The organism is Stenotrophomonas pictorum JCM 9942 (assembly GCF_001431585.1).
In the GTDB taxonomy this organism is placed as follows: domain Bacteria; phylum Pseudomonadota; class Gammaproteobacteria; order Xanthomonadales; family Xanthomonadaceae; genus Stenotrophomonas; species Stenotrophomonas pictorum.
The window spans coordinates 122,666-149,120 of sequence record NZ_LLXS01000045.1 but is presented as its reverse complement, the minus strand read 5'-3'; the positions used below and the strand labels follow the sequence as shown (position 1 = coordinate 149,120).

22 protein-coding genes and 1 pseudogene are annotated in these 26,455 nt (G+C 65.8%); 18 read left to right on the top strand and 5 right to left on the bottom strand.

Translation table 11 applies throughout. The features are described 5' to 3' along the window. Positions 1-8 precede the first annotated feature (8 nt). Together hflD and ARC78_RS13755 are read left to right on the top strand one after the other, a co-directional pair. Positions 9-623 (top strand): high frequency lysogenization protein HflD, encoded by a 615-nt coding sequence (gene hflD / locus ARC78_RS13760; protein ID WP_054657001.1) that lies wholly within the window; start codon positions 9-11, stop codon positions 621-623. A 130-nt stretch (positions 624-753) separates the two neighbouring features. Beyond that, complete coding sequence (locus ARC78_RS13755) at positions 754-1,944, top strand: methyl-accepting chemotaxis protein (RefSeq protein WP_054656999.1); 1,191 nt, start codon at positions 754-756, stop codon at positions 1,942-1,944. A 496-nt stretch (positions 1,945-2,440) separates the two neighbouring features. Here the strand turns inward: ARC78_RS13755 and ARC78_RS13750 are convergent. Further along, positions 2,441-4,567: pseudogene (locus ARC78_RS13750) on the bottom strand (putative bifunctional diguanylate cyclase/phosphodiesterase); the annotation flags it as partial. 298 nt (positions 4,568-4,865) lie between these two features. Between ARC78_RS13750 and ARC78_RS13745 the strand changes: the two are divergent. Both ARC78_RS13745 and ARC78_RS13740 read left to right on the top strand, forming a co-directional pair. Then, positions 4,866-6,866 carry a PAS domain-containing sensor histidine kinase gene (locus ARC78_RS13745; RefSeq protein WP_057506502.1) on the top strand — a complete coding sequence of 667 codons (2,001 nt, stop codon included), beginning with the start codon at positions 4,866-4,868 and terminating at the stop codon, positions 6,864-6,866. 3 nt (positions 6,867-6,869) lie between these two features. Further along, positions 6,870-8,597 (top strand): EAL domain-containing protein, encoded by a 1,728-nt coding sequence (locus ARC78_RS13740; RefSeq protein ID WP_054656995.1) that lies wholly within the window; start codon positions 6,870-6,872, stop codon positions 8,595-8,597. 9 nt (positions 8,598-8,606) lie between these two features. On the opposite strand, the gene ARC78_RS13735 is transcribed toward ARC78_RS13740, so the two are convergent. The 4 genes from ARC78_RS13735 to flgA all read right to left on the bottom strand — a co-directional run bounded on the left by ARC78_RS13735 (position 8,607) and on the right by flgA (position 11,267). Further along, positions 8,607-9,758, bottom strand: a complete 1,152-nt coding sequence (locus ARC78_RS13735) for an ATP-binding protein (protein ID WP_083468360.1) — start codon at positions 9,756-9,758, stop codon at positions 8,607-8,609. 162 nt (positions 9,759-9,920) lie between these two features. Further along, on the bottom strand, positions 9,921-10,259 hold the full coding sequence (locus ARC78_RS13730) for a flagella protein (protein WP_054656990.1): 339 nt from the start codon (positions 10,257-10,259) through the stop codon (positions 9,921-9,923). Beyond that, on the bottom strand, positions 10,256-10,558 hold the full coding sequence (gene flgM, locus ARC78_RS13725; RefSeq protein WP_054656988.1) for a flagellar biosynthesis anti-sigma factor FlgM: 303 nt from the start codon (positions 10,556-10,558) through the stop codon (positions 10,256-10,258). The genes ARC78_RS13730 and flgM overlap by 4 nt, the downstream gene beginning before the upstream one ends. Positions 10,559-10,622: 64 nt before the next feature. Continuing rightward, complete coding sequence (flgA, locus tag ARC78_RS13720) at positions 10,623-11,267, bottom strand: flagellar basal body P-ring formation chaperone FlgA (RefSeq protein ID WP_054656985.1); 645 nt, start codon at positions 11,265-11,267, stop codon at positions 10,623-10,625. 93 nt (positions 11,268-11,360) lie between these two features. Between flgA and ARC78_RS13715 the strand changes: the two genes are divergently transcribed. The 14 genes from ARC78_RS13715 to ARC78_RS13650 all read left to right on the top strand — a co-directional run bounded on the left by ARC78_RS13715 (position 11,361) and on the right by ARC78_RS13650 (position 26,254). Further along, positions 11,361-12,305: a chemotaxis protein gene (locus ARC78_RS13715; RefSeq protein ID WP_054656983.1), complete on the top strand. Its 945-nt coding sequence runs from the start codon at positions 11,361-11,363 to the stop codon at positions 12,303-12,305. Positions 12,306-12,382: 77 nt separating this feature from the next. Beyond that, entirely contained in the window at positions 12,383-12,781 is a 399-nt protein-coding gene (gene flgB / locus ARC78_RS13710; protein WP_054656981.1) for a flagellar basal body rod protein FlgB, read from the top strand. An 11-nt stretch (positions 12,782-12,792) separates the two neighbouring features. After that, positions 12,793-13,200 (top strand): flagellar basal body rod protein FlgC, encoded by a 408-nt coding sequence (gene flgC, locus ARC78_RS13705; RefSeq protein WP_057506501.1) that lies wholly within the window; start codon positions 12,793-12,795, stop codon positions 13,198-13,200. Between the two features lie 26 nt (positions 13,201-13,226). Next, on the top strand, positions 13,227-13,895 hold the full coding sequence (locus ARC78_RS13700) for a flagellar hook capping FlgD N-terminal domain-containing protein (protein WP_054656979.1): 669 nt from the start codon (positions 13,227-13,229) through the stop codon (positions 13,893-13,895). Positions 13,896-13,927: 32 nt separating this feature from the next. Continuing rightward, positions 13,928-15,151, top strand: a complete 1,224-nt coding sequence (gene flgE / locus ARC78_RS13695; protein ID WP_057506500.1) for a flagellar hook protein FlgE — start codon at positions 13,928-13,930, stop codon at positions 15,149-15,151. Between the two features lie 34 nt (positions 15,152-15,185). Next, positions 15,186-15,935: a flagellar basal body rod protein FlgF gene (locus tag ARC78_RS13690; protein WP_054656977.1), complete on the top strand. Its 750-nt coding sequence runs from the start codon at positions 15,186-15,188 to the stop codon at positions 15,933-15,935. A gap of 224 nt (positions 15,936-16,159) precedes the next feature. Beyond that, on the top strand, positions 16,160-16,945 hold the full coding sequence (flgG, locus tag ARC78_RS13685; protein WP_054656975.1) for a flagellar basal-body rod protein FlgG: 786 nt from the start codon (positions 16,160-16,162) through the stop codon (positions 16,943-16,945). Between the two features lie 19 nt (positions 16,946-16,964). After that, positions 16,965-17,657 (top strand): flagellar basal body L-ring protein FlgH, encoded by a 693-nt coding sequence (gene flgH / locus ARC78_RS13680; RefSeq protein WP_054656972.1) that lies wholly within the window; start codon positions 16,965-16,967, stop codon positions 17,655-17,657. A 2-nt stretch (positions 17,658-17,659) separates the two neighbouring features. Then, entirely contained in the window at positions 17,660-18,781 is a 1,122-nt protein-coding gene (locus tag ARC78_RS13675; RefSeq protein WP_054656970.1) for a flagellar basal body P-ring protein FlgI, read from the top strand. A 1-nt stretch (position 18,782) separates the two neighbouring features. After that, a complete protein-coding gene (gene flgJ / locus ARC78_RS13670; RefSeq protein WP_057506499.1) occupies positions 18,783-19,970 on the top strand; it encodes a flagellar assembly peptidoglycan hydrolase FlgJ in 1,188 nt (395 codons plus the stop codon). Positions 19,971-19,981: 11 nt separating this feature from the next. Then, entirely contained in the window at positions 19,982-21,862 is a 1,881-nt protein-coding gene (flgK, locus tag ARC78_RS13665; RefSeq protein ID WP_054657820.1) for a flagellar hook-associated protein FlgK, read from the top strand. Then, on the top strand, positions 21,859-23,061 hold the full coding sequence (gene flgL, locus ARC78_RS13660) for a flagellar hook-associated protein FlgL (protein ID WP_054657818.1): 1,203 nt from the start codon (positions 21,859-21,861) through the stop codon (positions 23,059-23,061). The genes flgK and flgL overlap by 4 nt, the downstream gene beginning before the upstream one ends. Before the next feature lie 67 nt (positions 23,062-23,128). Next, complete coding sequence (locus ARC78_RS13655; protein WP_057506498.1) at positions 23,129-24,334, top strand: flagellin; 1,206 nt, start codon at positions 23,129-23,131, stop codon at positions 24,332-24,334. A 744-nt stretch (positions 24,335-25,078) separates the two neighbouring features. After that, on the top strand, positions 25,079-26,254 hold the full coding sequence (locus tag ARC78_RS13650; protein WP_054657816.1) for a flagellin: 1,176 nt from the start codon (positions 25,079-25,081) through the stop codon (positions 26,252-26,254). Positions 26,255-26,455 lie beyond the last annotated feature (201 nt).

The window sequence follows — 26,455 nt, the reverse complement described above, 5'->3', positions numbered from 1 at the left end:
AGGTAACCATGAGTTTTTCGTTTGACGACCGCGTACTGGCGCTGGCCGGCATTGCCCAGGCCCTGCAGCAGGTCCGCCGTATCGCCGAAACCGGCCATTCCGAAGCGGCCATCGTACGCACGGCGATGGACAGTGTCATGCGGCTCGATGCGCCCGAACCTGCTGCGGTGTATGGCAGCGCCAGGCACGTGGAGCCTGGCCTGCGCCTGTTGCGCGACTATTTCCGCAACCAGGGCAAGGACGAATTGTTGCCGCGCCTGGCGTTGTCGGTGATGCAGCTGGAGCGCCGCTTCGTACGTGAGGCCTCGACCGTGGACAAGGTGCAGGCGGGGGTGCGCCGGGCCGCGGCGCGGGCGCAGGAGCTCGGCGAAAGCAACCACCCCGACGTGCTCTTGGCCATGGGCGAGCTGTACAAGGACACGATCAGCCAGCTCAAGCCCAAGATCATGGTCCAGGGCAATCCGCACTATCTCAACCAGGCCCCCGTGGTCTCGGAAATCCGCGCGCTGCTGCTGGCCGCCGTGCGCTCGGCGGTACTGTGGCGGCAACTGGGAGGCAACTACTGGGACTTCCTGATTTCGCGCAAGACCATGGTCGAGGCGATCGAACGCCGCCTGCGCTGAGACGTGCGCCGTATGCGCCGCACCACGCCACCGCCTACGGCCATCACAAAACGTTCCGGGAGTCCGTCGCAGGCCTAAAGCCCCCCGGCCTGCGGCCGATACTGCATTCGTGACTCTCCCGAGAACGTCCATGTATTCACGTATTGCAATCCGCCTGGCCGCCCCGCTGGCCTTGACCTTCCTGCTCCCGCTTGCTGCCGCCCTGGCGTGGCCGTCAGCAGCCGTGTGGGCGATCCTGACCACAATGGTGCTGAGCTGGCTGGTGTTTGCGTACTGGACTGTGCACGCACAGGCCCAGCGCTCCCCCGAACATGCCAAGGTGCTGAAGGAACAGGACCAGCTGCTCAATGAACTGCGCAGCTTCGTCAGCAACGAGATCGATGGCTCACGCAGCGAGATCGAACGTGCCCGCGAACTGATCCGTCAGGCGGTCGCCGGGCTCGGTGGCAGTTTCGATTCGATGAGCCGCAAGTCCCGGCAGCAGAGCCAGGCCCTGGCCCGTGTGGTCGACCGCGCCGGCGATGAAGGTGGCGGCGGCGTCGACGTGGCCCGCTTCGCCCAGCATGCCAGCCAGCAGATGGAACAGCTGGTTGAGGCGCTGGAACAGGTCAGCGGCCAGAGCAGCAACACCGTGCAGCACATCGACCAGATGGCACAGCACCTGGATGGCATCTTCGCGCTGCTGGAAGACGTCAAATCCATCGCCGACCAGACCAACCTGCTGGCGCTGAACGCGGCGATCGAGGCGGCACGTGCCGGCGAGGCCGGCCGCGGCTTTGCGGTGGTCGCTGACGAGGTGCGCAACCTGTCCGAGCGCTCCACCACCTTCAACGAGCAGATCCGCAAGCTGGCCCACAGCTCCAAGGACGCCATCGCCAAGGTGCGCGAGACCGTCTCGCACATGGCCTCGCGCGACATGGACCGCTCCCGCGAAGCGCGCCATGAGGCCGCGGCGATGCTGGAGAACGTGGCCGCCATCAATGCATCGCTGGGCGATGGTATGCGCGAGATCTCCGACTGCGGCCGTGCCATCGACAGCAGTGTTGCCGAAGCCGTGCGCGCCCTGCAGTTCGAGGACATCGCCACCCAGGCCTTGGGCGGCGCCCACACGCATCTGGACCGCCTAGGTGCCATCAACCGCGAAGCCCTGGCCCTGCAGGAGCTGCTGCACCGGAACGGCGGGGTCTTCGACGATGAGCTGGTAACCGCCCTGCAGCGCACCGGCAGCCGCCTGCGCGAGATGCGCAACGAATGGGAGCGCCCGCCGCACAAGCCGGTGAGCCAGCAGAGCATGGGCGCAGGAACGGTCGAACTGTTCTGACATCCCCTTGGTTGATGGAAAAGCCCCGGCATGTCCGGGGCTTTTCTTTTTGCAATCAGGCATATGCCTTGGACTGCAACCGGCTGCTACGGCAACGCATAAAGGCAGCGGACAGCCGCCGCGCCGGAGCAGATCGAGTTGCGCAGGCATGGTCGAAGGTGGCGCCACTGCGGGCGGGTAGTCAGCGGAAGCGACGGCGTATCGGGTGCCTTTCATCTTCATGACGATGCGCCCGGTCATACCCCGGCGAAGCGGATAGATCGCCGGCGTCTGCACGGTCCCGGTACATCCCCGCGCTGACGTGGCGCGTAGGGACAGGGTCTGGCGGCGACCCAACACTCGCGCCCGGTTCAAACCGGTCGCGCTGCTTGCAGGCCAGAGGGCCCGGAGACACGCAAACAGCACAAGGGCGCATCAGGTGCGCCCTTGTGCTGGAACTGTTTGATCCGGAGGATTCGCCGGCCTGCCCGGCCCGCCCCTGCGCCGCGTGAGCGCCCTACACCCTGGCCTTGAGCCATTGCGCCATCTGGCGCGGCGGCAGCGGCCGCGAGAACAGGTAGCCCTGCATCTCATCGCAGCCCTGGGCACGCAGCATCAACTCTTCCTGTACCGTCTCCACGCCTTCGGCGACCACCTGCATGCCCAGCGCGTGGCCCAGCTGCACGATTGCCTGGGTGACTTCGGCCGTCCCGGCATCGTGCAGCATTTCCTGCACGAAACTGCGGTCGATTTTCAGACGCTGCACGGGAAACCGGTTGAGGTAGTGCAGATTCGAGAAACCGGTACCGAAGTCATCCACCGCCAGCGGTACGCCATTGGTTTCGAATATCTCGAAGCATTGGCGCAGCGCATCCGTGTCGCGGATCAGCGCCGACTCGGTGAGCTCCAGCTCAAGTTGATGCGGCGGCCAGTTGTGGCGGCGACAGGTCTGGATCACACGCTCGGCGAAGCCCCGCTCACGCAGCTGCACCGCGGAAATATTCACGGCGATACGCTCAAACGCCAGCCCGGCCTGTCGCCAGACAGCGGCCTGTCGGCAGGCTTCGTCCAGCACCCATTCGCCGATCTGGTTGATTTCACCGCATTTCTCGGCGATCGGAATGAACTCGGCCGGTCCGCAGACCCCGATCCGGGGATGCTCCCAGCGCACCAGCGCCTCGATTGACGGAGGCTGCGAGGAATCGGCGTGTACCAGCGGCTGGTAGACCAGCGAGAACTCCTCGCGATCCACCGCACCGTGCAGTGCGTGCTCGACCTCAAGGCGGCGCTGGGTACGCGCCAGCGCATCCTGGCTGTAGTACTGGTAGGTGTTGCGTCCGGCGCTCTTGGCGGCGTACATCGCCGCATCGGCTGCGCGCAACAGGGTGTCGAAATCCTGACGCGTTTCGTCCATCAGCGCGATGCCGACGCTCGCGCCGACCTTCAGCGCGCTGTCGCCGCGATACAGCGGCTCGGCAAGCGAAGCGATCAGCTTGCGGGCGACCAGTCCGGCATCCTCGGGCTGACTGAGATTGCGCAGGATCACGATGAACTCATCGCCACTGAAGCGCGCGAACAGATCCGCATTGCTGAGGTTCTGGTGGAAGCGTGCGGCTGCCGCCTTGAGCAAGCTGTCGCCGGTGGCGTGACCGAAAGTGTCGTTGATGGCCTTGAAGCCATCCAGGTCGATGAACAGCATCGCCAGCGTCGCGCCGCGCTTACGCGCCTCCTCCATCGCCTCGATCGCCTGCTCGCGCAGCAGCATCCTGTTGGGGAGTCCGGTCAGCAGGTCGTAGTGCGCCAGAAGCTCGATGCGCTCATTGGCCTCTCGCTCGCGGGTGATGTCGCGGAACAACACCACAAACCGCTCGGGCAAGCCTTCGCGCTGATCCAGTTCGACAAGCACCTGCACCCACACCCGCTGGCCCGAATGCCGGTAGAAACACAGTTCCAACTGCTCGGGAAGACCACCCGCAGCAATGCGATCCAGGGCCGCACAGAAGCTGTCCTGCGAATCCTGCGTATACAGGGACAGCGCCTGATCCAGGCTGATCTGCTCCTTGCGCAAGCCGTGGATGCGGTAGCACTCCTCGGTCCACAGCATGCTGCGGCTGCCCACCTCGATCTCGCAGGCGCCGATCCGGCCCAGTGCGGAGACGCGATTGAGCAGCTCGGTCCGCCAGCGGATCAGCGCATCGGTCTGCCGCTGTGCGGAGACATTGTGGATCTGGCCGATCACCCGCTGGAGGCTGCCATTTGGATCCAGATGCGGCTGCATCCAGACACGCAACTGCAAGGTGAGGCCATCGCCAGCACGGTGACTCATATCGAAGGTGTATTCGTTGCCCTCCCGCTGAACCCGGCGCCAGGCGGAGAGCACCTGCCTGCGTCCTCCCCGGCCCAGCACCCGCATCCAGCGGCGATCTGCCGGCAACGAATCCGCCTGCAGCGTGGTGACGGCATAGAACGCATCAGACCAGCGCATGCAGCCGCCAGCCTCGTTTTCCCAGACCCAGCCGCCCATCCCGGCGGCCCGCTGGGCCTGTTTCAGCTGGGCCCGCTGGATCTCCAGCTCCGTCTCAAGCGCCCGTTGGCGCTGGCTGCTGCCGCAGGCGCCGGTCATGCCCACTGCAACCCTGTCGACATGCGGCAAGTCGGCGGCCGTGCCCAGGTGGTGCTTCAACAGACTGAAAATCGCACCCTGATCCACGCCGTACCGCTCCACTCTTTGTTGGAATTAATCGAATAACGGCCGGCACGCCGGAAAATTGAGCAGCCCGTCGCGTCCACTTTTGGCAAGCAGGTAAGATGGAGACCGACTTTCCGTCCCCGACCCATCAGGAACAATGGAGACAGGCCAGCCCCCGCTTCCGCCTTCGCCGTCTTACGCTGGCTTGCTGTTGAAGAAGTTGACGACGAATTTTTATCCAGGTGTCGCCCTCTTGCTGCTGATCGGGCTGGCCGGTTGCGTTGCTCCCTGGCTGACGGTCGCGTTGTCCATACCCGCGGCAGCCATCACAACTGTGATCTGCGTCACCCTCCTTTTCGCCTGCGCGCTGGTGCTGACCCGCAGGTGGCAGCGCTGCCAGGCGCAGCTGGCGTACGAGCAGGAGCGGCTGGCACATGAATTGACGGAGTACCGGCAGCGTTTCGAATGCAACGCCGGCGCGATGCTGGTCTATGACTTGGCCACCTGGACGATCCGTGATGCCAATCCCGCGGCCGAAGCGCTGCTGGGCTGGAGCCGCCAGGAGCTCGGCGGGATGACGATCGGGCAGCTGATTCCGCCAGGTTCGGAAGAACTGCTGCGTCGCCATATGGCCCAAATTGTCGCCCGGCCTGACAGTGAGCAGCACCTGTCGACCGACCTGCAGCGACGCGACGGCAGCATTCATCCGGCGGAACTGTGGGGAAGCCGCCTCGCCCTCGACGGACGCGCGGCGCGGCTGGTCAACATGATTGATCGCAGTGCCGAAGTCGCCACCCGGCGGCAACTCGATACCGCCCTGAACCGGATGCGCGAGGTCCAATCCATCGCACGTATCGGCGCACTGGAGATCGATCCGGTCAAGGCACAGATCCGCCTGTCGGATGAAGCGTGCCTGCTGCTGGCGCGGCGTCCGGGCCCCTCACCGACATGGCAACCGATCGGCGATGCGTTCCGGATCGGTGAAAACGACGCAAGCGAGCTGTTGCAGAGCATTGACGCCATCGTCAAAGGCAGCGCGGCCCAGCTGGACCTGCTGTTGCGTGTGCGGGCGATGGATGGACGCTTGCTGACCATCCACCTGCGCGCGCGTCTGGCCCCGGTTCAAACCGGGGCGGCGCCGGGCGTGATCCATGGAACCTTGCAGGATGTCAGCGAGCGCGAGCATTCGCGCCAGCTGCTGAAGGAGCGCGAGGAGCAGTTCCGCGAGCTGGTGCGCGTCCTTCCTGACGGCGTCGTGATCCTTTCCGAGGACCAGGTGCTGTACATCAACCCGCTCGGCGCCGCGCAGTTCGGCTACGCCGCCGAGCAGATGCTCGGCACCCCGCTGCAGTCGCTTGTCACCGGCGATGATCTTGCCCGGGTACGCGACTATCTGAATCTGCCGCGCCGGTATCTTGACCGCCTGCCGCCGCTGATTCCCAGCATGCAGCGCCAGGATGGCAGCCACTTCCTGGCGGCCTTGTCAGTGGGAGACGTACGCTACGGCGGACGCGACTGCCGACTGCTGGTCATCCGCGACCTCACCGAACTGGAGTCCCACCGCGCCGCGCTGGAAACCAGCAACCGGGAACTTCAGGCGCTGGCCGGACGCCTGTTTTCGGTGCAGGAAGACGAGCGCAGGGCTATTTCGCGCGACCTGCACGACGATATCGGCCAGTCCATCACCGCGATCAAACTCGCCGCGCATGCCGCGATGCACGAGCTGGATGCCACGCGCCGCAATGAAGATATCGGTCAGATCATCGAGCTGGTCGACAGCACCGTCACCCGGCTGCGCAACCTGTCGATGCTGCTTCGCCCCCCGCAACTTGACGCGCTGGGCCTGCAGGCCGCGGTGCGCTGGCAGGCAGGGCAGCTTTTCCGGGCCTCGCCGGTGGAGCTGCAGATGGAGATCGGCGAACTGTCCCAGCGCCCGGACAATGCGATCGAGCAGGCCTGCTTCCGCATCGCGCAGGAGAGCCTGACCAATGCCTTGCGTCACGCGCAGGCAAGCCAGGTCCAGCTGCGATTGAACGAGGCCGAAAACGGCCAGCTGCATCTGCGGGTCATCGATGATGGTGAGGGTTTCGATCCCGACGGTCCGCGCGGCCTGGGCCTGATCGTGATGCGCGAGCGCGCGCAGAGCGCCGGCGGCAAGGTGGAGATCATCACCGCACCGGGCGAAGGCACGTGCATCGACCTGTACCTCCCCATCCGCGCATCGCAACCGCTCGAAGCGGCAGCTGGACTCTGAACCATGTGGCCTTCCCCCCTCTCCACGCCGCCTTTTACGGAAACGCAGACCGCCCGGCTTGGCGCAGGCAATCCGGAGTTCGCCGCGCTGGTCAACGAGGCCACCAGCGGTGGCACACCGCTGGTGGTGATGCACCTGGATATCGATCATTTCGCCTCGGTAAACGAGAACATGAGTGCGGAAGTCGGCGACCAGGCGCTGGAATTGATCGCCGAGCGCCTGCGCACGCATCTGCAGGGGCGAGGCCGGCTGTGGCGCCATGGCAGCGACGAGTTCCTGATCGCAATTCCGCGCCTGCCGGGTGAACCGCTTCCCGAGGAGATGGCCGAATCGCTGCGCCAGCAGATGGAGCTGCCGCTGTCGGTGCTGCCTTACACGCTGTTTCTGACCGCGAAGATCGGCGTTAGCCTATGCCCGGAGCACGCCACACGGCCCAGCAGACTGCTGGACCTGGCCGAGGACGCACTGCATCAGGCCGGTCGCGAAGGTGGCAACTCGGTGCATCTGTACGTGCTGCACAAGCCCAGCAGCGCGCACAGCGAAAGCATCATCTCAAGGCAACTGGTCGATGCGATCGACAACGGCGAATTGCGCCTGCGCTACCAGCCGCTGGTCAGTGCCCGCGATGGCCATGTGGTCGGCATGGAGGCACTGCTGCGCTGGCAATCGCCGACGCTGGGAATGCTCGTCCCCGAACGTTTCATGCGCACCGCCGAGCGTCTGGGCATCATCGTCCAGATCGGCTCGTGGGTGCTGGAGGTCGCGCTGCGCCAGGCACGGGTCTGGCGCGACCAGGGATTCGACGATTTCAGCGTGGCGATCAACGTCTCCACCCTGCAACTGTTGCGCCCCAACTTTTTCGCCGAAGTCATGGGAATGCTGCAGACGACCGGCGTGCCGCCGCGCATGCTGACCCTGGAAATCAACGAAAGCGCGCTGACCAACAATGTGAACTTCGTCCATGAGACGCTGGCCAACCTGCGCAACGAAGGCATCAGCCTGAGCCTGGACAACTTCGGTACCGGCGACTCCAGCCTCAGCGCGCTGGTCCGCTACCCGGTCGACAAGCTGAAGATCGACCGCAGCTTCATCAAGAGCGCGCCGGCGGCCAATCGCGAAGCGGCGATCAGTCGCGCGATCATCGCGATGGGCCACCAGCTGGGCATGACCGTGATCGCCAATGGCGTCGAATCACAGGCGCAGCTGGGCTTCCTGCGGCGCAACGACTGCGACGTGTTCCAGGGCTACCTGTTTGGCGAGCCGATGTCGGCCGATGCCGCCGGCATGACTTTGCGCCGGCGCTACCTGCGCCCGGAAGCCTTTGCCGAAACACGCCCGGATCGCACCCTGCTGTTGCTGGATGACGAGGAGAACGTCCTGCGCTCACTGGTGCGCCTGTTCCGCCGCGACGGTTACCGCATCCTGGCCGCCGGCAACGTGCGTGATGCCTTCGACCTGCTGGCGATCAACGATGTGCAGGTGATCCTGTCCGACCAGCGCATGTCCGACATGAGCGGCACCGAGTTCCTGGGCCGGGTGAAGATGCTCTACCCGGACACCATCCGCCTGGTGCTCTCCGGCTACACCGATCTGGCCACCGTGACCGATGCGATCAACCGTGGCGCGATCTACCGTTTCCTGACCAAACCGTGGGATGACGACGAGCTGCGCGAGCACATCCGCCAGGCGTTCCGTACCCACGATGAAAAACGCGGCGGCGTCCCGCTGTGAGTGCCGCCGTCAGCCCTTGGGCTGACGGATCGGCAGGATGATGCGGAAGCGCGAACCTTCACCGACGGTGCTGTCCAGGTCGATGCGGCCGTGATGCTTGTTGATGATGCCGTAGGAAATCGACAGCCCCAGCCCGGTGCCACTGCCGACCGGCTTGGTAGTGAAGAACGGATCGAAAATGCGCTGGCGCAGCTCGGGGGAAATACCGGCACCGTTGTCCTTGAACTCCACCCACACCTCATCACCGCTCACGCCGCTACTGACCACGATATGGCCGCGTTCGGCCACCGCATGTCCGGCATTGAGCAGCATGTTCATGTAGACCTGGTTCAACTCCGAGGGCAGGCATTCCACCATCGGCAACTCGCCGTATTGGCGCTCGAGCGTGACCTTGTACTTGAGTTCGTTCCAGATGATGTTGATCGTCGATTCGAGCCCGGCGTGCAGGTCGGCCAGCTTCCAGGACTCGTCACGCCCGGAATAGGAGAAGTCCTTCAGGTCACGCACGATGCGGGTCACCCGCTCGATGCCCTCGCGTGATTCGGCCATCAGCTGCGGCAGGTCGCGACTGATGAAATCGATATCCAGCCGGCTGCGGATATCGTCGATCTCCGGGATCGAAGCCTTCGGGTCCGGGGCGCGCAGGGCGCGCTCATAGGCCTCGATGACCGTGAACAGGCTGCGCAGGTATTCCTGCAGGCTGCCCAGGTTGGAGTGGACATAGCCGATGGGATTATTGATCTCGTGGGCGACACCGGCGGCCAGCTGGCCGATGGACGCCATCTTTTCCGACTGCAGGAGCTTTTCCTGGGTCCCGTTCAGTCGCAGGTAGGCCTGGCGCAACTCGGCGTGGCGCTGCTGCAGCTCCCGCTCGTAGTCTTCCTGCCCTTCGAGATTGCGGAACAGCGCCAGGTAGACGTCGCGCCCTTCGCCCGGCTGATGGTAGAGCTGGAGGATCACCACCCGCTCGCCAAGCGGCAGACTGCCACTCCAGCTGCCGCTCTCCTTGGCCTGCGGCATGGCGGCCGGCGGCAGGAAACGCGCGAGTTTCGCGCCAAGCGCCAGGACCGGGCTCTGCTCGGCGTCCAGCATCTGGCGCGCGGCACGGTTGACCAGCGAGGTATTGCCCTTGCCGTCGAACAGGAGCAGGCCTTCACGCATGCGTTCGCCCAAGGCGCGCAGCACATCGGCGGAGGGCAACGGGAACAGCGAAGCGAAATCGGGAGTGGACACGGGCCGCAGGATCAGGGGAAACGGCTGATCAATATATACGTTTGCCCGGTACCGGTTCAGGCGCGCCCGCTGAACGGGCGCGGACAGGCCTCAGGCCACCGCCAGCGGCTTGCGGGTGTGCAGCAGCTGGGACTGCCCCTTCGCATCGTAGGCCGAGGCGGTTTCACTGCGGCCGAGCTGGCGCAGGGCCCAGTTGACCTCACGCCGGCGCCGGGCCAGCAGGGCCCCATTGGCCCGGTTGCGCTCCGCCAGTTCCTGCAGCAGCGCGGCATGTTCCAGCGGCGGCTGGGCTTCCAGCACCCGCAGGGCTTCGAGTTTGCGACCGGTAGCGGCGATCAGTGCCGGCACATCGTGGTCAACCAGCGCCTGGCGCTCGCCATCGAGCGCGTCGCTCAGCTGCTGCAGCGGATTGCCCATTGCCAGCTTCATCCGCGCAGCTGCTGGTCCATGTCCAGCATGCGCTGGGCAATGGCCTCGGGATTGATCCGGTAGCTGCCGTTTTCCAATGCCTCACGCACGGCCTGTACGCGGCCGCTGTCGATCGCCGGGGCGGTCGACAGTTCGCGCTGCATGGCCTGCAGATTTGTGGCCTCGCCGGTCAGGCGCAGGCTGTCGACCGCTTCAACCGGGCGCGCGGCGGTGTCGCCGGCCGGGGCGGCTTTGGCAAGGACGGTGACTGGGCGCAGCTGGGCGCTTGCTGCAATACCGCCGTCGATTTTCTGGCTCATGTGACGATGATCCTGATTCGGTTCGAATACGTTAACGGCGTCGGGCCGGTCTTCTTTAGGAAATTTATCGCGAAACCACAACGTCGCCGCCGGGGCCCACCACACCTTGTACTATTTTGCGTGACGACAGGTTCTCCACCGACACCCGCTCCTGTTCGCCGGCATCGCCCAGCGCCCGTCCGGCCATCCGCACTTCGATGCCGCCCCGGCGGGAAACCAGCGCCACACTGTCGCCACGACGGACCAGCCGCTGCGCGACCAGATCACTGGCCGAGAGCAGGCTGCCGGCAGCCAGCGTGCGCCGCGCCACCCGTCCCACCGCCAGCTGCGGATCGGAGATCACCGCGCCGGCGATCCGCGCGATGTCGCGGCGCACAGTGGTGATATCGGCTGCCGACAGGGTTTCTCCAGCGGCCACCCCACGCCCGAGCACCAGCACATCCTGCTCGCGCCGGATCTTTACCGGGACGAACAGGCGCCAGCCGCCGGCCTGCGGACAGCTCACCTCCACGGTGCTGGTACCGGTGGCCCGTGCCTGCAGGCTCTGCGGGCACGCCGGCAGGCGCAGCCCGGCATCGACGATCGCCTCGCCCTCGGTGGTCGGGTCCAGCGTGGACAGGGCCGCCGTCCTGATCGAGGTCACCGGCTGGAAATCGGCCGCCACCACCGGCATGGCCAGGACCAGGCCCAGCAAGACAGACAGACGCATGCAACCTCCGGCAACAGATAGTGCCCACATCGCTGCAAGCGGCGTGCCAAAACCCCCTCTCAAGTCCTCCACGCAGGCGCCGATACCGCTTGCATGTCACATGATCTGCTCAATCGCATCGACCAACGCACGCGCCTGGCCGGCCACAACCGGCTCGCGCTGTTGCTGTTCCGCCTTGGCGGCCGTCAGCTTTTTGGCGTGAACGTATTCAAGGTCCAGGAAGTGTTGCGGCGCCCGGCGCTGTTCCAGGTCCCCGGGCTGCCGGCCCAGTTTGCGGGTGTCGCCGACGTGCGTGGCCGCTCGGTACCGGTGCTGGATCTGGGACTGGCCATCGGCCATCCCGAGCGTGAACCCGAGGCCGACACCTCGCCGGGCTATCTGGTGGTCACCGAATTCAACCGCTCGGTGCAGGGCTTTCTGGTCAGCGGGGTCGAACGGATCGTCAATATCGCGGTGGAGGACATCCAGCCGCCGCCCGAGCTGGGCGCCGAATCCAGCTACCTGACCGCGGTCACCCGCTTCCAGGGCGAGCTGATCCAAGTCATCGACGTGGAAAGCGTGCTGGCCGATATCGCCCAGATCCGGGACGAGGCGGTACTGGACCCGTCCATGGCCCTGCCCGCCGGCGCGCCGCCGATGCAGGTGCTGGTGGTCGACGACTCGCGGGTGGCTCGCCAGCAGATCCGCAATGTGCTCGACCAGCTCGGCGTCACCGCCACCCTGCTCTCCGATGGCAAGCAGGCGCTGGACCACCTGCTGCAGATCCATGCCGGCGGCGAGAACCCGGCCGAACGCTACGCCATGGTGATCTCCGACATCGAGATGCCCGCCATGGACGGCTACACCCTGACGACGGAAATCCGCCGCCACCCGGGCCTGGCCGGGCTCTACGTGCTGCTGCACACCTCCCTGTCGGGCGTGTTCAACAACGCCATGGTCGAACGGGTCGGCGCCAACGCCTTCGTGGCCAAGTACAGCCCGCACGAACTGGCCGACTTCGTCCTGCACCGCCTGCGCCAGGTGGCCGCCGCGGCCTGAGGCCGCCCCAGACGCCATCGCGCCCCGTCTGGCACACCACTTGCAGCTTCCCGCACATCGTCCGCGGGAGGCTTGTCATGCCCAACCTGATTTCCAACTACCTGGGGGTTCACGCCCAGGCCATGCCGTTGCGCGAGCAGCGCATGAAACTGATCGCCGGCAATCTGGCCAATGCCGACACGCCGGGCTACAAGGCCCGCGATCTCGATTTTGATGCCGCCCTGCGCCACGCCCAGGGCGGTACCGGCAACGGCCTGCTGACCACCACCGCCGAGCAGCATTACCGGATCGGTGGCGACGGCCTGAATCCATTCCAGATCCTGCGCGAAGCCAATCAGCCCAGTCTTGACGGCAACACCGTGGACCCGGATGCCGAACGCGCCGCGTATGGCCGCGCCGCGCTGGAATACCGCGCCTCGCTGAGCTTCGTGGAATCCAAGGTGCGCTCCATGCTCACTGCGATCACCGGTCAATAAGGAGTATCGCCATGAGCAACCTGCCGATTTTCGATATCGCCGGCTCCGCGCTGCAGGCGCAGTCGGTGCGCATGAGCACCATCGCCTCGAACCTGTCCAACGCCGACTCGGTCGCCGGCTCGCCCGAAGCGGTCTACAAGCCGCTGGAGCCGATCTTCCAGGCCGTGACCAGCCGTGAGGACCGCAACCTCACCGGCGTGCAGGTCAAGGAAGTGACACAAAGCCAGGCCGCGCCGATCAAGCGCTACGAGCCCAACCACCCGCTGGCCGATGGCGAAGGCTATGTCTACGCGCCGGATATCGATCCGGTGGCGCAGATGGTCAACCTCATTTCGACCTCGCGCAATTACCAGGCCGGCGTGGAAATGCTCAACACCGCCAAGGAACTGGCATTGGCCACCTTGACCATGGGCCGCTGACGCGCCGCCTCCAGGACACATTACCCATGAGTACCGTCAACACCGACCTGTACGGCGCCCTTGGCCTCACCGCCAACACCCCGCAGGCCAAGAAAAAGAATGATGCACTGGACCAGGCCGACTTCATGCGCCTGATGACCACCCAGCTGCAGCATCAGGACCCCCTCAAGCCGATGGACAACAGCCAGATGGTCGCGCAGATGGCGCAGCTGTCCACCGTGCAGGGCATCAACGACCTCAACACCTCGGTCAACGGCTTCCAGCAGCAGCTGTCCAGCGACCAGATCCTGAAGGGTGCGGCGCTGGTCGGTCACGAGGTGCTGGTGCCCTCCACCCAGCTGGCACTGGAAACCGAAGGCATGGTCAGCGGCACGGTCGCCGCGCCGGGCCCCGGTACCGTCACCGTGGATATCACCGACGCCAACGGCGTGAAGGTGAACCAGCTCACTGTGCCGGCCAATGCCGCGGGCGAGGTGTCTTTCCAGTGGGACGGACTGGATGCCGACGGCAAGCGCATGCCGCCGGGCAGCTACAGCATCGTCGCCAACCACACCGACAGCAGCGGCGTGCAATCCAAGCTGAGCACTTATGTGCAGGCCGAGGTGGAGAGCGTCACCGTCGGCTCCGACGGGCTGTACCTCAACCTCAAGGGACTGGGCACCGCCCCGCTCGATTACGTGCTCCGCGTCAGCTGAGCCGGCCCAACGACTTCAGAAGGAAAATTCCGATGAGCTTCAACATCTCGCTGTCCGGTATCAATGCCGCCAACGCCAACCTGAACGTGACGGCGAACAACATCGCCAACGTCAACACCACCGGCTTCAAGGAATCGCGCGCCGAGTTCGCTGACCTGTTCAATTCCACCAGCTACGGCCTGTCGTCCACGGCAGTGGGCTCGGGCGCACGCTTGACCAACGTCGCCCAGCAGTTCTCGCAGGGCAACATCGACACCACCGGCCGCAGCCTGGATCTGGCGGTCGCCGGCGAAGGCTTCTTCACCCTGTCGATGAACGGCAACCGCGTGTACTCGCGCGCCGGCAATTTCCAGACCGATGCCAGCGGCTACGTGGTGAACCCGCAGGGCGCCCGCCTGCAGGTGTTCGCTCCCAACGCCGCCGGTACCGGCTTCGAGGCCGGGCAGCTGACCGACCTGCGCCTGCTGGCCACCGACAGCCCGCCGCGCCCGACCAGCAACGTGGAACTGGCCTTCACCCTGCCGGCCAATGCCACGCCGCCAACGGTGACCCCGTTCGATCCGGCCGATTCCAACAGCTACAGCCAGTCCAGCGGCGGCGTCACCGTGTACGACTCGCTGGGCGTGAGCCATACCCAGACCTCGTACTTCGTCAAAACCGCCAATCCGAACGAATGGCAGGTCTACAACTACGTTGACGGGGTGGCTGCCGGCGCGCCGACCACGCTGGGATTCTCCGATAGCGGCCTGCTGACCACGCCCGCCGACGGCAAGATCGTCATGGATCCGTTCATCCCCAGCACCGGCGCCGGTTCGTTGAACATGTCGCTGGATATCACCGGCTCCACCCAGTACGGCGAGAAGTTCTCGCTGCGCAACACCGCCCAGGACGGCTATGCCTCCGGCAAGCTCAACGAGGTGAGCATTTCCGAAGAGGGCGTGGTCTATGCACGCTACTCCAACGGTGTGGACGTCGGCCTGGGCCAGGTGGCTCTGACCAACTTCAACAATCCGCAGGGCCTGAAGAGCGACGGCAACAATCTGTGGACCGAGACCTACACCTCGGGCACGCCGCGCACCGGTGCCCCGGACAGCTCGGACTTCGGCCAGATCCAGGCCGGCTCGCTGGAAGCCTCCACGGTCGATCTGACCGAGCAGCTGGTCAACATGATCACCGCGCAGCGCAACTTCCAGGCCAACTCGCAGATGCTTTCCACCCAGGACCAGATCACCCAGGCCATGATCAACATCCGTTGATGCCCAACCCTGACCCGCAGACGGAACTCCACTGATGGACAAGGCACTCTACGTTGCCATGACCGGCGCCCGCGCTTCACTGCAGGCGCAGGGCACGGTGTCCCACAACCTGGCCAATGCCGACACCCCCGGCTTCAAGGAGGCGCTGGCCAACACCGAGGCCTTCCGCATCCAGGGGCCCGGGCATCCATCGCGGATCGATGCGCTGCATGTCGACGCCGGCTTCAACCGCCGCGTTGGCGCCCAGCAGGTCACCGGCAACGCGCTGGATCTGTCACTGCAGCCGGGCAACTGGCTGGCGGTGCAGGCCGGCGATGGCAGCGAGGCCTATACCCGCGCCGGCGCACTGTCGCTGACGCCCAACGGCCAGCTGGTCACCGCCGAAGGCAATGCCGTGCTCGATGACAACGGCAATCCGCTGGCGATACCGCCCTACCAGGCCATCGAAATCGGCAATGACGGCACGCTGTCGATCATTCCGCAGGGTGAAGGCCCGCAGACGATGGCGATGATCGGCCGGCTGCGGGTGGTCAACGCCGCCGACGACCGGCTGACGCGCGGGCTGGACGGGCTGATGCGCAATACCGACCCGCAGCAGCCCTTCACCGCCGCCACGGGAAAAGCGGTGGACAGCGGCATGCTCGAAGCCAGCAACGTCGATGCGGCCGGAGCGCTGGTGCAGATGATCCAGTTGCAGCGCCAGTTCGAAATGCAGGTCAAGGTGATCAAGCACGGTGACGAGAACGCACGCAGTGCCAACAGCCTGCTGCGCCTGAACGGCTGAGCGCCCGCTCCCCTGCCGTGAATCCGAAATCCGCGGGCCCCGGTGGCCCGCGGATTTTTATTTCGCCGAGGCCCGTCACCGGGCGTGCCCGGCAGTGTGCATACCGCCGTCGGGCACCGCGGGAAGGCCTACGCCGGCATTCCGGCACCGTTTCTGGCACGCGCCATGCATTGACTCTGGGCAAGGGCCAACCCGGCCAACAGAACCAGCAGAGGAATCGCACCATGAATCAGGCATTGTGGGTCGCCAAGACCGGCCTGGACGCGCAGCAGACGCGCATGTCCGTTGTCTCGAACAATCTGGCCAACACCAATACCACCGGATTCAAGCGCGACCGCGCCAGCTTCGAGGACCTGCTGTACCAGCAGGTGCGTCAGCCCGGCGGCGCTTCCTCGGCACAGACGCAGCTGCCGACCGGCCTGCAGTTGGGTACCGGCGTGCGCGTGGTGTCCACCTCCAAGCACTTCGAACAGGGCAGCCAGCAGCAGACCGGCCGCGCGATGGATGTGATGGTCAATGGCCGCGGCTTCTTCGAAGTGATGATGCCCGATGGCACCTCGGCCTATACCCGCGATGGCAGCTTCCAGGTCAACGCCCAGGGCGAGCTGGTCACCAACAGCGGCTATGCCGTGCAGCCGGGCATCCAGATTCCTGAAGGCGCGCAGTCGATGACCATCGGCAGCGACGGCACCATCAGTGTGCAGATGGCCGGCGAAGCGGCTTCGGTCGAGATCGGTTCGCTGACCCTGACCGACTTCATCAATCCGGCCGGCCTGCAGTCCAAGGGCGAGAACCTGTACCTGGAAACCACCGCCTCCGGCCCCGCGCAGAACGGCACGCCCGGTCTCAATGGCCTGGGCAGCGTGGTCCAAGGCGCGCTGGAAGGCAGCAACGTCAACGTGGTCGAGGAGCTGGTGTCGATGATCGAGACCCAGCGCGCCTACGAGATGAATGCCAAGGCGATATCCACCACCGACTCGATGCTCGGCTACCTCAACAACAACGTCTGAGCCGCCCATGAATCCCGCCATGAACCGCATCGCCTTGACGCGTCATCTTTCCGTCGCCCTCGTCGCCACCACCCTGCTGGGTGGCTGCACGCTGGCCGGCGACGTGCGCCCGTACGCACCGATGGCGCCGATCCAGCCGGTCATCGCGCCGTCGGCCGAACCCACCGCCGGCGCGATCTATGCCGCCGGCCCGGGACTGAATCTCTACGGTGATCGCCGGGCGCGTGATGTCGGCGACCTGCTCACCATCACCCTGATCGAGAACACCACCGCCACCACCACCGCCAGCACCGCGATCAGCAAGCAGTCCAACGTGGATATCGGCACGCCGACCCTGTTCGGCGCGCCGGTCACGCTGGGCGGCAAGGACATCCTCGGGGCCTCGGCCGCGGCCGAGCGCGACTTCGGTGGCAAGGGCAACAGCGCGCAGAGCAACCGTCTGCAGGGCAATGTCACCGTCACCGTGATCCAGCGCCTGCCCAACGGCAACCTGGTCGTGCAGGGGCAGAAGAACCTGCGACTCAACCAGGGCGATGAGCTGGTGCAGATCCAGGGCGTGGTGCGCCCGGCGGATATCACCCCGGACAACACCATCTCCTCCAGCCGGGTGGCCGATGCGCGCATCGTCTACGGCGGTCGCGGCGCCGTGGCGCAGTCCAATGCGATCGGCTGGCTGGGACGCTTCTTCAACTCGGCGCTGGCGCCGTTCTGAGCATGGCCATGAATCTCTCTCCCCTTCTTCGCCGCGCCGCGCTGTGCCTGCTGGTACTGGGCGTTGCCCTGCCCGCCCAGGCCGAACGCATCAAAGACCTGGCCCAGGTCGGCGGGGTGCGCGGCAATGCGCTGGTCGGCTACGGCCTGGTGGTCGGTCTGGATGGCAGCGGTGACCGCACCAGCCAGGCGCCGTTTACCGTGCAGAGCCTGAAGAACCTGCTCGGCGAGCTGGGCGTCAACGTCCCGGCCAACGTCAACCCGCAGCTGAAGAACGTGGCCGCCGTGGCGATCCACGCCGAACTGCCGCCGTTCTCCAAGCCCGGCCAGACCATCGACATCACCGTCTCCTCGATCGGCAACGCGGTGTCACTGCGCGGCGGCTCGCTGCTGATGGCGCCGCTCAAAGGCGCCGATGGCCAGGTCTACGCCATCGCCCAGGGCAATCTGGTGGTCGGCGGCTTCGGTGCGCAGGGCAAGGATGGCTCGCGCATGTCGGTGAATATTCCCAGCGTCGGTCGCATTCCCAACGGCGCCACCGTCGAACGCGCGGTGCCCGATGTGTTCGGGGCCAGCGGTGAGATCACCTTGAACCTGCACCAGAACGATTTCACCACCGTTTCGCGGATGGTCAACGCCTTGAACGCGACCTTCGGCGAAGGCGCGGCACGCGCGGTGGACGGTGTCACCGTGGCGGTGCAGGCCCCCACCGATGCCGGCGCACGGATCGGCATGCTGGCGCGGATCGAGAATGTCGAGCTGTCACCGGGCAGCGCTCCGGCGCGCATCGTGGTCAATTCACGCACCGGCACGGTGGTGATCGGCTCCCAGGTCCGGGTCAGCCCGGCGGCGATCGCGCACGGCTCCTTGACGGTGACCGTCAGCGAATCGGCGCAGATCAGCCAGCCCAACGCCTTCGGCGGCGGCCAGACCGTGGCCGTGCCGCAGTCGACCATCACCGCCAGCAACGAGGGCAGCCGCATGTTCCGTTTCGACGGTGGCGCCACGCTCGATGAGATCGTGCGCGCGGTCAACGAAGTGGGCGCGGCACCGGGCGATCTGATCGCCATCCTGGAAGCCCTCAAGCAGGCCGGTGCGCTGAGCGCCGAGCTCGAGGTGATCTGACATGCGTATCAACGCCTCGCCGCTGGAGCTCAATCCGGCGCTCGCCCATGACCCGGCCAAGATCGACAAAGTCGCACGGCAGCTGGAAGGCCAGTTCGCCCAGATGCTGATCAAGAGCATGCGGGCGGCCAGCTTCGGCGACTCGCTGTTCCCGGGCGAGAACCAGATGTTCCGCGAGATGTACGACCAGCGCATCGCCGAGCAGATGACGCGCGGCCGTGGTCTGGGCCTGTCGGCGGTGATCGCCCGTCAACTCGGTGGCGAGGCCGCCAACAAGCCGGCGCTGGACACCAGCGTCACCCCGGCTGCCGCAGCACGGGCCTACCAGCTGGCCGCTCCGGCCGCCGCTGGACTGCCGTTGCAGAACACCGCTCCACTGCAGGACGATCCGCTGGCCGCGCCCGGCGTCACCGGGCCGTCGGCCGACCTGACGCCACAGGCACAGACGCTGGATCTGATCGCCGGTCGCGATACCCGTGCCCTGCACGCCTCGCTCGGCAGCAGCGATCCCTATACCCAGAACGATGCCCTCGCCGCACCCGACTGGTCGACGGGCAACGACCGCTGGAGCAAGGTCACCGCCGCCACCCGTGGCGATGCCGTGGACAGCGCCAGTGCCGATCTGGCCGCGCGCTCGCTGGGCACGCACACGCCGGAAGGCTTCGTCGCCAGCATCTGGCCGCACGCCCAACGCGCCGCTCGAGAACTGGGCGTGGACCCGCGCGCGCTGGTCGCCCAGGCCGCGCTGGAAACCGGCTGGGGCAAGCGCCACATCGCACGCGACAACGGCAGCAGCAGCCACAACCTGTTCGGCATCAAGGCCACCGGCTGGAGCGGCGAGCGTGCCACCACCGGTACCCACGAGTATGTCAACGGCCAACGCCGCACCGAAGTGGCCAGTTTCCGCGCCTACGGCTCGATGGCCGAGAGCTTTGGCGACTACGTGCGCCTGCTGAAGAGCAACCCGCGCTACCAGGCCGCACTGGGCGCCGGCAGCGATGTGCACGGTTTTGCACAGGGCTTGCAACGGGGTGGGTACGCCACCGATCCGGCCTACGCCGCAAAGATCACCGCCATCGCCAACGGCCCGACCATCGAACGTGCCGTCGCCGCCATCGGCGATGCCGGCGCCCGCATGGGCCGGACCTTTGCCAGCAACGCCGGGTTGTCCGGCATCACCCGTCGTTGAGATAGACGTCCATGTCCAATGTTCTTTCCACCGGTACCAGTGCGCTTATCGCCTTCCAGCGGGCGCTGGCTACCGTCAGCCACAACGTGGCCAATATCAAGACCGACGGCTACAGCCGGCAGAAGGTGGATTTCGCCACGCGCGATCCCTCCAACGTCGGCTATGGCGACGTGGGCAACGGCACGAAAATCACCGATATCCGCCGCGTCGCCGACCAGCTGGCGATCTCGCGGCTGCTCGACAGCAGCGGTGAACTGGCGCGGCTGAAGCAGCTCTCGTCTATGGCCGACCGGGTGGACGCACTGTTCTCCGATTCGGCCACCAACGTCGCCGGGGTGTGGTCGAACTTCTTCGATTCGGTCAGCGGACTGTCGGCCAACGCCTCGGGCACCACCGACCGCCGCAGCCTGCTCGAAAGCGCCTCCACCCTGGTGACGCGCTTCAAGCAGCTCAGCGCCAATCTGGACACGCTGGGCAACGAGGTCAACAACGGCCTGATCGCCGGCGCCGAGGAAGTCAACCGGCTGGCGGCGGAGATCGCGCAGATCAACGGCACCATCGGCGGCAACGCCGCGGCGGCCGCACCGGACCTGCTCGATCGCCGTGACCAGCTGATCTCGCAGCTGATCGGCTACACCGGCGGCACCGCGGTGATCCAGGACGGCGGCATCATGAACGTGTTCTCCGCCGGCGGTCATGCGCTGGTGGTGGGCACCACCGCCTCGAAGGTCACCACGGTGACCGATCCGCTACAGCCCGAGCGCCTGCAGCTGGCGATCAAGACCCAGGGCATGACGGTGAACCTGGGCAACAAGTCACTGGGCGGCCAGCTGGGCGGCCTGCTGGAATTCCGTGACAGCGTGCTGGCACCGGCCCAAGGCGAGCTGGGCCGCATCGCGGTGGGCATGGCCCTGTCGTTCAACCAGAGCCACCGCGAAGGCATGGATCTGTATGGCGACATGGGCACGGACTTCTTCAACCTGGCCCCGCCCAAAATCACCAACCACAGCGGCAACACCGGCAGCGCCACGCTGACCGGCAGCTATGGCGACACCACCGCTCTGGACGGCCAGAACCTGATGCTGCGCTTCGACGGCACGGGCTGGCAGGCCTCGCGCGCCGATACCGGCGTCAGTGTGCCGATGACCGGCGCCGGCACCGCAGCCGATCCGTTCGTGGTCAACGGTGTGGAGTTCGTGGTCGGCGGCACCCCGGCGGCCAACGACCGCTTCCTACTGCAGCCCACGGCCACAGCCACCAACGGCCTGTCGGTGGCGATCACCGATCCTTCGCGTATCGCGGCCGCCGACCCGGTGAAAGCGGCCTCGGACCTGGCCAACAGCGGCACCGGCGTGCTCGGCAAGCTGGACATCCTCGATGTCGCCAACCCGGCCCTGCTCAACCCGGCCAGCATCGAATTCCTCGATGCCAACCAGTACACCATCGATGGCGCCGGCCCGTTCCCGTACACGCCGGGCCAGACCATCAGCGCCAATGGCTGGAGTCTCGTGCTCGACGGCAAGCCGGCCGCCGGTGACACCTTCACCATCGGCAAGACCGCGCCGGGTTCCAGCGACAACGGCAACGCCGCGCGTCTGGCCGGCGTGGAAGACGCCAAGGCCTTCAATGGCGGCACGATCACCCTCAACGGTGCGCTCGGCGGGCTGACCACGCAGATCGGCTCGGCCGCCCGCGCAGCCGAGTACTCGCTGCAGGCGCAGCAGGTGATCAACCAGAACGCGCAAGCCAGCCGCGACGCGATCTCCGGCGTGAACCTCGATGAGGAAGCGGCGGACATGCTCCGGCTGCAGCAGGCCTACCAGGCCGCTTCGCAGCTGATCTCCACCGCCGACACCATGTTCCAGACCATCCTTTCCGCGGTGCGCCGATGAACAACCGTATCTCCAGCAGCATGATGTATGACCAGTCGGTGTTCCTGATGATGTCCAAGCAGAGCAAGCTCTCGCATCTGGAACAGCAGCTGGCCACGGGCAAGAAGATCGTCACCGCCAAGGACGACCCGGTCGCCTCCGGTGCCGCCGTCGGCATGGACCGGATCCTGGCCGAGCTCAAGCAGCTCGGTGCCAATGCCGGCAGCGCGCAGAACCGCCTGGGGCTGCAGGAAAACGCCCTGGCCCAGGCTGGCGAGCTGCTGCAGCGCGTGTCAGACCTTTCGATCCAGGCCAACAACGCGGCGCTGTCGGTGGATGACCGCAAAGCCGTCGCCAACGAGCTCAAGTCGATCAAGGAGCAGATGCTGGCGCTGTCCAACAGCAGCGACGGCAGTGGCCGCTACCTGTTCGGCGGTGCCGCCGACGGCGCCGCGCCGTTCACCCTGAGCAATGGCAGCGTGATCTACAACGGCGACCAGAACCAGCGCATGGTGGAAGTGGCGCCGGGCACGTTCATCAAGGACACCCTGCCGGGCAGCGAGATCTTCCTGCGCATCCGCACCGGCGACGGCACGGTGGACGGCGGCGCGGTGGCCGGCAACGCCGGGCAGGCGGTGCTGACCGACGTCAGCCGTGACGGCTCGGGCAGCTGGGATGGCTCCAGCTACACCCTGCGTTTCACCGCCGCCGATACCTACGAGGTGGTCGATGCCAGCAATACCGTCGTCGGCACCGGCAACTATGCCAGCGGCGAAGACATCGTTTTCGAAGGGCTACGGGTGCGCATTGAAGGCACCCCGGTGGCTGGCGACGCGTTCAACGCCGGGCCGGCCGGCACCCGCGATGTGTTCAGCACGCTGGACAAACTGGTGCAGACCCTGGAAATGGACACCTCCACGCTGGCCGGGCGCACCGCGCAGCAGAACGCGCTGCAGGCCAGCATCCGAGATGTGTCCCGCGCCGCCGAGGCACTGATCGACGCCCGCGCCGCCGGTGGCGCCCAGCTCAAATCCATCGATGACGCCGCCGCCCTGCGCGAGGCCAATTCGGTGACGTTGCAAACCTCGCTGTCGCAGTTGCGCGACCTCGATTACGCCGAAGCCATCGGGCAATACAAGCTCGAAGGCGCGGCACTACAGGCGGCCCAGACCATCTTCACCCAGATGCAGTCGATGTCGCTGTTCAACATGATCCGCTGATTCCTCTACCCGCCCAGCACCCGCTACCTCACACGACGCAAGCGCACGACCACAACGGAGAAACGCCATGTCCCAAGTCATCAACACCAACATCATGTCGCTGAACGCACAGCGCAACTTGAACACCAGCGGCGCGTCGCTGGCCACCTCGATCCAGCGCCTGTCCTCGGGCCTGCGCATCAACAGTGCCAAGGACGATGCGGCGGGTCTGGCGATCTCCGAGCGCTTCACCACGCAGATCCGCGGCCTGGATGTGGCCGTGCGCAACGCCAACGACGGCATCTCGCTGGCGCAGACCGCCGAAGGCGCGATGGTCGAGATCGGCAGCAACCTGCAGCGCATCCGCGAGCTGGCCGTGCAGTCGTCCAACGCCACCAACTCCAGCTCCGACCGCAAGGCGCTGGATGCCGAGGTCAAGCAGCTGGTGGCCGAAATCGACCGCGTCGCCCGCCAGACCAACTTCAACGGCACCACCCTGCTGGACGGCACCTTCGCCGGTGCGCTGTTCCAGGTGGGCGCCGACGCCGGCCAGACCATCGGCATCAACGCCCTGGTCGATGCCAACGCCGACGCACTGGGCACCAGCTTCTTCGCTGACAACTACGTCGGTGATGCGGCCAGCACGCTTTCGCCGGCGGCTGCCGCCGGCACCCTGACCGGACTGACCATCACCGTGACCAATGATGGCAATGCCACTCCGGTCACCATCGGTGATGTCGATTACGCCATGGGTGCGACCGCCAAGGAGATGGGCAACGCCATCGCCCAGGCGATCAACGCCAAGCTCGACCAGACCGGCATCTACGCCGAGGCTGATAAAGACGGCGTGCTGACCCTGTCGTCGCTCAAGGGCGGGCAGACGTTCACCGTCACCGGTGGCACCAATACCTTGGCCGAATACGGCCTGGTGGAAGATGCCGCCCCGGGCGGCGGCGGCGTTCTGTCCGCCACCGCCACTGCCGCCAAGGATCTGGACGTCAACGACTTCGTCGGCGCGCAGCGCGCCATCGACGTGATCGACACAGCCCTGACCGCGGTCAGCTCGGCCCGCGCCGAGATGGGTGCGATCCAGAACCGCTTCACCTCCACCATCGCCAACCTGCAGACCACCTCGGAAAACCTGTCGGCCTCGCGCAGCCGTATCCGCGACACCGACTACGCCAAGGAAACCGCGGAGCTGACCCGCACGCAGATCCTGCAGCAGGCCGGCACCGCCATGCTGGCCCAGGCCAACACCTCCACCCAGAACGTGCTGAGCCTGCTGCAGCAGTAAGAACTGACGCTACATCGACAATACCCAGGGCCCCTCTTGCAGGGGCCCTTTCCGTTTCCGATACAGCACTGCCACGCCCCTTCGGGCACCCGGCTGGCGGCGCAAGTAGTCCACGCCACCAACCGCGGCTCCACCCCCAGGCTGCCGGAACCCAACCGCCGCTGGGCTTGCGATCGGTATCGCGCCTCGCCATCGACCCCACTGCCGGGCCGGACCCCGGCGCTCCTTCGCCAACTGGCTGCGCCGCACCGATGCTCGGTTCAGAAGCGGTCCCGGATAGGGAACTGCCCGCTCCCTCTCTGGGCGCGGGATCTTCCCGCCCGGGCAGTCAGACGGAGGACTGTCCCCGGCCGCTGATCGGCCCGCAGTGCCCGTTTTTGCCCGCCCGCGACCGTTTGGCGGTCGACGACGACCGTTTTTGCTCGCTCACGAGCGATTTCTGGTCGACACCGACCATTTTTTGGTCGCGCACGCCCGATTTTCGTCCGGCGTCGAGCGATTTTTGCTCGATTGTTCTGAAATCGAACCCACTGGCGGCGATGTATGCCCGGCGACTTCAACGCCACGTCTGGCTGTCGCGCGGATGCCTGCCCAGCGTGCTGACATTTCTTACGATCCGGCTAAAGCCTGCGCGTCAAGCGCCGTTATTGATTCCAGCAGCGGCAACACCTTCCGGTTTTACCGCACTGCACACTACCGGCCGTACTGCTGTGCCGGATCAGACACCAAAGAGGAATCGCCGCCATGGCCCAAGTAATCAACACCAACGTGATGTCGCTGAACGCACAGCGCAACCTGACCACCAGCGGCAACAGCCTGGCCACCAGCATCCAGCGCCTGTCCTCGGGCATGCGCATCAACAGCGCCAAGGACGACGCCGCCGGCCTGGCCATCTCCGAGCGCTTCACCACCCAGATCCGTGGTCTGGACGTGGCCGTGCGCAACGCCAACGACGGCATCTCGCTGGCCCAGACCGCCGAAGGCGCGATGGTCGAGATCGGCAACAACCTACAGCGCGTGCGTGAACTGGCCGTGCAGTCGGCCAACGCCACCAACTCCGACTCCGACCGCAAGGCCCTGCAGGCCGAAGTCATCCAGCTGGTCTCGGAAATCGACCGCGTCTCGCGCCAGACCAACTTCAACGGCACCAGCCTGCTGGACGGCAGTTTCTCCGGCGCCCTGTTCCAGATTGGCGCCGATGCTGGCCAGACCATCGGCATCAACACCATCGTAAATGCCAGCACCGCCGCATTGGGCAAGGCCAATTACGCAGCCGAACAGAAGAGCGCTGCAGCGATCTACGGCGCCGCTGCTACTGCGGATGGCAAGGTCACCGGCCTGAAACTCAACAGTATCGACATCGGCGATATCACGTTCAAAGCTGGCGAATCAGCTATCGACATGGCCAAAAAGACGGTCAATGCACTGAATGACAAGATGGATCAGACGGGCGTCTATGCTTCCGTTGACGATGCTGGCGTGATGACGCTGACCTCGCTGAAAGCAGGAAAAGCATTTGAGTTCAGCGCAGGCACCACCACAGACGCCACTCTGGCCCCCGCCTTTACCGGCATCTCGGCGATCAAGGTCGACGCTGCCGTCAGCGATACCGTTGGCGCTGTGAATATCTCCAGCGTTGCCGGTGCCCAGCGCGCCCTGTCGGTAGTTGATGAAGCACTGACCGCAGTGAATTCTTCGCGCGCCGATATGGGTGCGATCCAGAACCGCTTCACCTCGACCATCGCCAACCTCAACGCCACCTCGGAAAACCTGTCGGCCTCGCGCAGCCGTATCCGCGATACCGACTACGCCAAGGAGACGGCCGAGCTGACCCGCACGCAGATCCTGCAGCAGGCCGGTACCGCCATGCTGGCCCAGGCCAACAGCTCCACCCAGAACGTGCTGAGCCTGCTGGGCTGATTCCGCCAGACACCACGTTTCAGGCAACACCCAAGGCCCCTCTCCGGAGGGGCCTTCTTGATACGTGCCCGGCAGCAGGTCAATGCCAGTCCCCCCGCTTTTACAACCTGGATAGCCGCAGCGGATCCAGAAACCTGTAGTGCCGACAGAGGCCCGGGACATTCCTTGTATGAGCGCAGCCAAGAATCCGCAATTTCATCG